Source organism: Allobosea sp. (assembly GCF_017308075.1).
In the GTDB taxonomy this organism is placed as follows: Bacteria; Pseudomonadota; Alphaproteobacteria; order Rhizobiales; family Beijerinckiaceae; genus Allobosea.
The window spans coordinates 1-7,177 of sequence record NZ_JAFKFX010000022.1 but is presented as its reverse complement, the minus strand read 5'-3'; the positions used below and the strand labels follow the sequence as shown (position 1 = coordinate 7,177).

General features: G+C 63.7%; 8 protein-coding genes and 2 pseudogenes. 3 read left to right on the top strand and 7 right to left on the bottom strand.

Annotated elements, in window-relative coordinates:
- The coding region (locus J0J10_RS00945) for a hypothetical protein (RefSeq protein ID WP_291644503.1) at positions 1–230 on the top strand (230 nt) is incomplete at its 5' end.
- 492 nt (positions 231–722) lie between these two features.
- Complete coding sequence (locus J0J10_RS00940; protein WP_291644501.1) at positions 723–1,616, top strand: LysR family transcriptional regulator; 894 nt, start codon at positions 723–725, stop codon at positions 1,614–1,616.
- On the opposite strand, the gene J0J10_RS00935 is transcribed toward J0J10_RS00940, so the two are convergent.
- The 7 genes and pseudogenes from J0J10_RS00935 to J0J10_RS00905 all read right to left on the bottom strand — a co-directional run.
- The gene (locus J0J10_RS00935; RefSeq protein WP_291644498.1) at positions 1,604–2,599 is read right to left on the bottom strand and encodes an alpha/beta hydrolase; all 996 of its coding nucleotides are present in this window, start codon (positions 2,597–2,599) and stop codon (positions 1,604–1,606) included. The genes J0J10_RS00940 and J0J10_RS00935 overlap by 13 nt on opposite strands.
- On the bottom strand, positions 2,596–3,321 hold the full coding sequence (locus J0J10_RS00930; RefSeq protein WP_291644496.1) for a DUF4405 domain-containing protein: 726 nt from the start codon (positions 3,319–3,321) through the stop codon (positions 2,596–2,598). The genes J0J10_RS00935 and J0J10_RS00930 overlap by 4 nt, the downstream gene beginning before the upstream one ends.
- Positions 3,322–3,329: 8 nt before the next feature.
- Positions 3,330–3,809 carry a cytochrome P460 family protein gene (locus J0J10_RS00925; protein ID WP_291644494.1) on the bottom strand — a complete coding sequence of 160 codons (480 nt, stop codon included), beginning with the start codon at positions 3,807–3,809 and terminating at the stop codon, positions 3,330–3,332.
- 9 nt (positions 3,810–3,818) lie between these two features.
- Complete coding sequence (locus tag J0J10_RS00920; protein ID WP_291644492.1) at positions 3,819–4,283, bottom strand: (R)-mandelonitrile lyase; 465 nt, start codon at positions 4,281–4,283, stop codon at positions 3,819–3,821.
- Positions 4,284–4,291: 8 nt separating this feature from the next.
- Positions 4,292–4,708, bottom strand: coding sequence for a carboxymuconolactone decarboxylase family protein (locus tag J0J10_RS00915; protein ID WP_291644505.1), 417 nt, complete (start codon positions 4,706–4,708; stop codon positions 4,292–4,294).
- A gap of 29 nt (positions 4,709–4,737) precedes the next feature.
- Positions 4,738–5,220: pseudogene (locus J0J10_RS00910) on the bottom strand (alpha/beta hydrolase); the annotation flags it as partial.
- A pseudogene (locus J0J10_RS00905) lies at positions 5,213–5,527 on the bottom strand (alpha/beta hydrolase); the annotation flags it as partial. The pseudogenes J0J10_RS00910 and J0J10_RS00905, both read right to left, overlap by 8 nt.
- A gap of 566 nt (positions 5,528–6,093) precedes the next feature.
- Here J0J10_RS00905 and J0J10_RS00900 point away from each other — a divergent pair.
- Positions 6,094–7,068: a hypothetical protein gene (locus J0J10_RS00900; RefSeq protein WP_291644490.1), complete on the top strand. Its 975-nt coding sequence runs from the start codon at positions 6,094–6,096 to the stop codon at positions 7,066–7,068.
- Positions 7,069–7,177: the final 109 nt, after the last annotated feature.

Here is a 7,177-nt window from a genome sequence, read left to right as displayed (position 1 = left end):
GCCGGGATGTGACGCTCCAGGCTGAACTCGTAGAACAGCGCCTCCTGCGCCACCTGCCGTTCGCCCATCATCGCGCCGCCCTCCATCCAAGGACGACTGAATCAGGACTTCATACCCGCGGCAACGACGACTTTTTCAACGGTATCGGCCAAACCTGGCCGCTTGGCTGCTGGCCCGAAACTGCCAACCGAGTGAAAATCTCCGAGGGCTGCCCATTCCGAGGGCCGTGATCAGCTCAGCCAGTCAGCCTTAGTTCTCGTTCAAGCCGTGCGGCGCCCGCGTATGGAGTCGTGTTTTCCAAGACGATTCGAGCCGCACGACTTCCTCGGGCAGCATATCAGGGGAAACCCGCTGGAGGATCGTGAAGCGGAAGGCCTGCGGATCGCGATCCCGCAAAAGCTTGTTTCCGCCGTGGCCTGGCCCGCCCCCGTTAGGTGGCCCGGTTCTAATCTAGTGCATGGTGGGCTTGGCGGCCACGGTTGAGATGCCCGTACAGTGCCATGAGCAAACATCGGCGGTGAAATCCGCACTGCGTTTCAGGATCGCTCTTCGCGTCCGGTCTCCGGCCGTTCAATTTGGCGATGGACCGCGCAGCCGGATTTGGGGCCGCTCGGCCGTGGTTGTTGGCAGCAAATTGCCACGTCGATGTGGCGTAGCCAGCGAGTACCCGCCATGGCAACAAGGAGCTATAATTCGACTGATCTCATAAGGCACTCTAATTAATGGCGCAGCCAGACTTCAACGACCTCGCCGCCTTCGCCATGGTCGCAAAGGAGCGCAGCTTCACCAAGGCCGGGGCCAAGCTGGGCGTCTCGCAGTCCGCGCTCAGCCAGACCATCAAGGCTCTCGAGGAGCGCCTCAAGCTTAGGCTTCTGACGCGCACGACCCGAAGCGTCGCTCCCACTGAAGCCGGCTTGCGGCTTCTCGAAACCATCGCGCCGCGCTTCGACGAGATCGAGGCGGAGATCGCGGCGCTTGGCGAATTGCGGGGCAAGCCGGCCGGGACGATCCGCATCACGGCCGGCGAACATGCCGCGATCGCGGCCCTGCAACCTGCCCTGAAGCGCTTCCTGCCGGACCATCCCGACATCAAGGTCGAGATCATCGTCGACTATGGCCTCGTCGACATCGTGGCGGCGGGCTATGATGCGGGGGTGCGCTTGGGCGAGCAGGTCGCAAAGGACATGATCGCCGTCCGGATCGGGCCCGAGATGCGTATGGCCGTGGTCGGATCGCCAGGCTATTTCAAGCGCTACGGTATTCCGGAAACGCCGCAGGACCTGACCTCCCACAACTGCATCGCGTCTCGTCTGCCCACCTATGGCGGCCTGTTTCCCTGGGGCCTCGAAAAGGACGGTCGCGAGGTCAAGGTGCGTGGCGAGGGGCAGCTCGTGTTCAACAGCCTCGCGCTCCGCCTGAGTTCGGCGCTCGACGGCCTCGGCCTAGCCTACCTGCCGGAAGACCAAGCGGTCCCGCATATCCGCACGGGAAAGCTCATACGCGTGCTTGAGGACTGGTGCCCGCCGTTTCCCGGCTATCACCTCTACTACCCCAGCCGGCGGCATTCCTCCTCGGCTCTCTCCCTGCTGGTCGATGTCCTGCGCTACAGAGGTTGACGCTGCCAGAAGCGGATAGCCTCTCCTATCCACCCCTCAGCGCTAGTGCCGATGCCCGGACCGAAGCCGTGCGCGACAGTCGGATACACCCTGTAGTCGGTTTCGGCGCCCATGCTGCGGAGAATGGCGATCCGCCGCTCCATCGATTCCGGCGGCGCGATGCCATCCCTCGCACCGACCACGGCGAAGGTGGGCGGCTCGACGGTACCGACGTCTGCGTGGGCCGTATAGGCCAGGATGACGGCCGCCGGCCGGGGCAAGTCGGGTCCACCGAAGCGGGCCGCACCATGACTGCCGATGAACGCGGCCATGCGCGCGCCGGCCGAACTGCCCCAGAGCGAATATCCGCGGGTTTCGACCTCGAACTCGGCCGCGTTGCGAAACACGAGGCCGATTGCGGACGCGAGGTCGCGGGTGGCGACCTCTCCGCCCAATCCGACCCGGTATTTCAGGACGAAGGCGTTCAATCCGGCCCGGCTGATCTCGGCGGCATAGGGGAAGCCTTCATGGACGGAGCCGACATAGGCGAAACCACCTCCAGGAGCGATGATTGCGAACGGCGCGCCGGGCTTGCCACGCAGGAAGAACAGTCCCGCATGCGACTTGCCGGGGTCGGCGCGTCGCGCCTCGTCGTCATAGAGCTCGTAGAAGATCCGGCGGCCGCGACCTGCATCCTCGATCAGTCGGTTCAGCGCGGCGATGGTCGAGGGAACATCGACCTGGGTATGGTAAGGCAGCAGGCTGCCGATCGTGGAAAGCCTGGTGTTCTCGTCGAACGCGCGATCGTCCGAGGGCAGGATCCGGCGACCGAAGTCGGTAAATGCCGGGTGAGAGACCAACTGCCCCAGGGTGCTCTCGGCGGTCAGAGGCTGATATGCCCCTGAACCGGAGCGCTGGGGAGCCGTCTGGGCCGATGCCTGCGTCGAAGCCGAGCATAGAGCTGCCGCGGCGAGCCACTCGCGCCGTGATAGGCCGGTCGTCATGGTGATACGGTCGCCGGAACTGACCGAGCGCCATCGCGGCTTCGGCGTCGGCCACGGCGGGCGAACTCGATCAGCTTCATGGCGTAATATGTTCCCGACATGACGAGCCCGGCGATGGCGCCGGCATGAATGAAGAAGCCCGCGACCGACTCTTCGAAGTTCCACCAGTCCAGGCTCATCTGCATGGTCAGCTTCATGCCGAGGCCCAGAGCGAGGCTGCTCCAGACGCCGTAGACCGCCATCGCGCCCGCAAGCGCGCGCAGGATCAAGGTCCGGATCGGACTGGTCCCGCGAACGCCGAAGGCAAACCTCGCGAGACCAATGAGCATCGGCCAGCGCAGGCCGAGATGCACCGCCACGATGACCAGAACCCAATAGGCCGCGACTGTATGGATCTGTCGCGCGGTGAACCCGCCCCAGGGCGGCAGGAAGGAAGCAAGCGCATTCGAGATGAGGATGCTGGTCGCCAACAGCGCCAGCATCGCGAGCAGCAGCCCCCCAGTGACGAGGACATTGAAGAGGCTGCGGGGCTCGCGCCGCGTCCTCGGGAGATTGCCGTACCAGCGACGATTGAAGACGTTGTGCGCGATGAGTAGGACGAACATCAGCGTGCCCGCCACCTCGTGCGCGACATTGCCGAGCCACCAGTAGGACAGGCTGAACACGAGCAGGACGGCGGCGAGACCGTCCAGCCAGAGACGAAGGGCGAAAAACCGGCTCATCGTAAGGCCTATTCGACCGGTTTGCCGTTGAAGCGCGGGATTCGATAGGCCGTGTAGAGATAGTCGCTGCTTGCCTGGCTGCTGTGGCAGCTCGCGCAGCGCGCCGTGTTCTCGGCGGTGTTCATCTTTCCGTCGGGCCAAAACCACTGGTACTGCCAGTCGCCAGTCCGCCGGCGCTCGTCATAGTCGGCGCCCCAGCCCTCGCCCTTCTCCATGACGAAGTAGCGGAACAGCTTGCCGTCCCGAAAGTCGACCAGCACGAAATGGGTGCCGTTCGGGATCGGCTGCTTGTTCTTGACCGCTTCCAGCGCCTGCGGCGTCGTCATGATGTGCTCGGTGACGTTGCCGCGCCGCACGGTGGTGTAGTGGACGAGCTTGTCGAGATCCGGGAGCGTCGCGCGGGTGGCTTCGGCATGGACCTGCCAGCCGGCAGCGAGAACGACGCTCATCGCAGCAGCCGCAAGAGCTGCTTGAGTAGCGAATTTCATGGGGGATCCTCAGCGGCCGTATTGCTGGTCTGAGACATGCTCCAGCCAGTCGACGGTCTTCCCGTCCAGGGTTTCGGAGATGGCGATATGGGTCATGCCGGAAGCTGGCGAGGCGCCATGCCAGTGCTTCACGCCCGGCGGAATCCAGACGACGTCCCCGGACCGGATCTCCTGGATTTCTCCGCCCCAATGCTGCACCCGGCCGACACCTTCGGTGACGATCAGCGTCTGGCCGAGCGGGTGCGTGTGCCAGGCGGTCCGGGCGCCCGCCTCGAAACTGACCGTGCCGCCACCGATGCGGGCAGGTGACGTGCCTTGGAAACGGCCCGTGACCTCGACCTTGCCGGTGAAGTTCTGCGCCGGGCCGGCTGTGGGCGTCTGCGCGCCGGCGCGCTGGACGACGACCCGGTCACTTTGAGCGAGCGCAGCGAAAGGCAGTGCCATAGCCGCGAACATCAGAGCAGGAGCGAGCATGCCAGGGCTCACTTCTGCTTGAACACGTCGCGGGCGACACCGATCGCCGCGATAGCGTTCGGCCAACCGGCGTAGAAGGCGAGCTGCGTGATCGCCTCGACGATCTCTTCTTCCTTCACGCCATTCGTGCGCGCCAGCGCCATGTGCGAGCGAAGCTGCTCTGGCCGGTTCAGCGCGATCAGGGCGGCAACCGTGATCAGGCTGCGGTCGCGCTTGGCCAGCCCTGGCCGTTCCCAGATGTCACCGAACAGCACGCTGTCGGTGAGCTCAGCCATCTTCGGGGCGACGTCGCCCATGAGTTGCTGCGCGCGGGACGGTGGCTTCGCCGTCGCTGGCTGGGCCGCGGTTTGCGCTTGGGCTGAGCCCTCGAATGGCGCCGCGCTGAGCAGCAGCGCGGCAACCGACGCGTTGCGGATGGTTCTCATGACAGACCTCGTTCGGGTTGGAAGGTGGTTCAGGTTCGGCCGGACGGGAGCGTCCGGGCGAAGAACGGGGTCAGCTTGCCCATGGCCGCATCGACGTATTTCGGCACCCAGTAGGTCTCGATATGCGTCGCGCCCTTGATCTCGAACAGCTCCTTGTCCTTGGTGCCGGTCGCCTTCGCGAAGGCGTCCTTGGTCATGTAGAGGCTGTCGGCCTTGCTGCCGGCGATCATCAGCAGGGGCTGGTCGATCAGATCGAGCTGATCGGTCGCGTCCCAGCGCATCAGGTCCAGCAAGCTGCTGGTCGTGTACTTGAACGTCGCGTTCGGATGGGCGTGGGTCGTCCAGTAATACGCGTAGCCCTGCCGGTACATTTCGAAGGGCAGTTTGGCGATCTGCTCGTCGGTCAGGTTGGCGTCGCCCGAGTAGAGGATCTCGCCACCGGCGACTTCCTGGGCGCGCGCCTGGGAGACTTGCCGCAGGCGGTCCTGGACGGTGTTCAGTTGCGAAACCGCGGCGCAGGAACAGGGTCTGGAAGCCCTCACGCCCGTCGGAGGTCGTCTCCCAGCTTCGCGCCGACTGGAAGGCGCCGTGCAGCATGACGATCGGCATCGCCTTGGGATTCTGGGGAACCTGATAGAAGGCGTAGAGATGGTCGCCATGCAGGCTTTGCCCTTCTGCCGTGGGCTTGTTGTTACTGTAGGTACCTGGGGTCCTCACCACCGTGCCGCCGACAGCGAAGCTGCCTTGCTCCAGGATCGTCAGAGGCGCGGACTTGGTTGCCGATTGAGCGAGCGCGGGCGCCAGGCCCATAAGGCCCATCGCAAGAAGGAATGGCGGGATAAGGAGTTTGGTCTCGATGGAAGGCATTCGTCTCTCGTTCGCTGCTTCAGCTCGCGAGAAACCTAGTCACCTGCCCACTCTTCGACTAGCCATCTGGATTCAATAGGCTTGATAAGCCTTGCTAATTAATATCCTAGCGATCCCGCGGAGCTCGATGTCTGCTTCCCAAGAGATGGCCAAGTTTTCTGATGGCGCGCCGAGGTCACGCGAAGGGAAGTCGGCGACCGTCTCCGCCAGCGCAATGCGGATAAAGAGGGAATGCCCCACGAAAGGCGCAAGACGAGAGCGACGCCACTGGGCCTCAGGACCGAACTTGAGGGATGTACGATCGGCGCGATGCGACTGGGGTAGCTAATTGCCGAGCGCGATTGTCGTGAAATGGCAAGACAGGCGGTCGCCTATGCTGGGAAGGGGTCTAGCTCAATGCCAGATGCGGCTGTCGCAACGACAGTTTTGTCTGTGACGCAGGCTAAACGTTCTCCGGATTCACCAACCGTCTGGCGCGGCCAGACTAATGCCGTCGACTTCCACACGAGACAGAGACCATGGCTGCCAATTTACGGACCGACGAGCTCGAGGCTGCAACCGCGATACTCCATCGTTTCTCCATGCTGATCGAGAACGGTCTGGCAGCGAGGTTCTCGGGATGGCTCTCTTCCGGTGGCGCGTGGCAGGATTTCGTCCAAAGGCTCGAAACCGCTGGCTATAATCCCGCACTGCTGGCTCTCAGTATCGTAGCAATTTGCCTGATCGCCATTACTGCAACGGCAGCGATTGCCAGCTCAATCGTCAGCAGATTGCAGGCTCGGTCGCTTCTGTCCGCGGCGGCCTGGTTCGCGGCTGTCTTGGTCGTGGTGCTGGCGTCCTGGGTCCTGCTGGTAAGTCTCATCTCCGATCAAGTGCTCCGCCGCGCCTTGCTGAACTGTGTCGTGATCTCGGCCGCGGCGACAACGATATGTTTTCCGTTGACCACAGGTCGCAGGTCGATCTTCTCGCGTTGGCGGCGTGATCTTGCCGTCGCGATCGGAATCGCGTCCGGCGGCCTGGTGGTGTTGGCCTGTTTGCGCGTATGGAATGCGGCCGATCCGCTGCGCGATCTCTTCGCAACATTCGCGGTGTCTTTGCCTTTCACGGTTCTGGTCGCAGCGGCGTATCTTCGTCATCGCAGGCTGGTCACCAGGGCACTGTCCTTCGGCAGCAGGGCTGGATCGCTGCGCCGGAAGCTGGCCGCAATCTGGCCCTGGCTCGTGGTCGCGATTGTCCTACTCGCTTTTGCCTTCATCCAGCTGGATTTGACGATTGGAAGGCCGACGCGGGGCGGATTGTTGCTGATTTCGCTTCTTCTGGCTCTCGCCGCCCCCCATCTCGACGTCGCCATCGAAAGGCGCGGCTGGCTGGCGGCTCGATCGCGGGGAGGCGAACTGACCGGCGCGCTATGGCGGACTTTCCGCATCGTGGTCGCCTCATCGATTCTCGCCGTACTTGGCCTGCCCCCTGAAAAGTGGCCCTCCCTGAAGTAGGCTTTCGAGCCTTGGAGGATGCCCATTATGCCGCAGAAGAAGCACAAGCCTGAAGAGATCGTCGCGAAGCTGCGCCAGGTCGACGTGCTGTTGTCCCAGGGGCGCCCGG

Coding starts and splice junctions, on each gene's coding strand:
- J0J10_RS00940 (WP_291644501.1), top strand. CDS start 723: ATGGCGCAGCCAGACTTCAACGACCTCGCCGCCTTCGCCATGGTCGCA.
- J0J10_RS00935 (WP_291644498.1), bottom strand. CDS start 2,599: ATGACGACCGGCCTATCACGGCGCGAGTGGCTCGCCGCGGCAGCTCTA.
- J0J10_RS00930 (WP_291644496.1), bottom strand. CDS start 3,321: ATGAGCCGGTTTTTCGCCCTTCGTCTCTGGCTGGACGGTCTCGCCGCC.
- J0J10_RS00925 (WP_291644494.1), bottom strand. CDS start 3,809: ATGAAATTCGCTACTCAAGCAGCTCTTGCGGCTGCTGCGATGAGCGTC.
- J0J10_RS00920 (WP_291644492.1), bottom strand. CDS start 4,283: ATGCTCGCTCCTGCTCTGATGTTCGCGGCTATGGCACTGCCTTTCGCT.
- J0J10_RS00915 (WP_291644505.1), bottom strand. CDS start 4,708: ATGAGAACCATCCGCAACGCGTCGGTTGCCGCGCTGCTGCTCAGCGCG.
- J0J10_RS00900 (WP_291644490.1), top strand. CDS start 6,094: ATGGCTGCCAATTTACGGACCGACGAGCTCGAGGCTGCAACCGCGATA.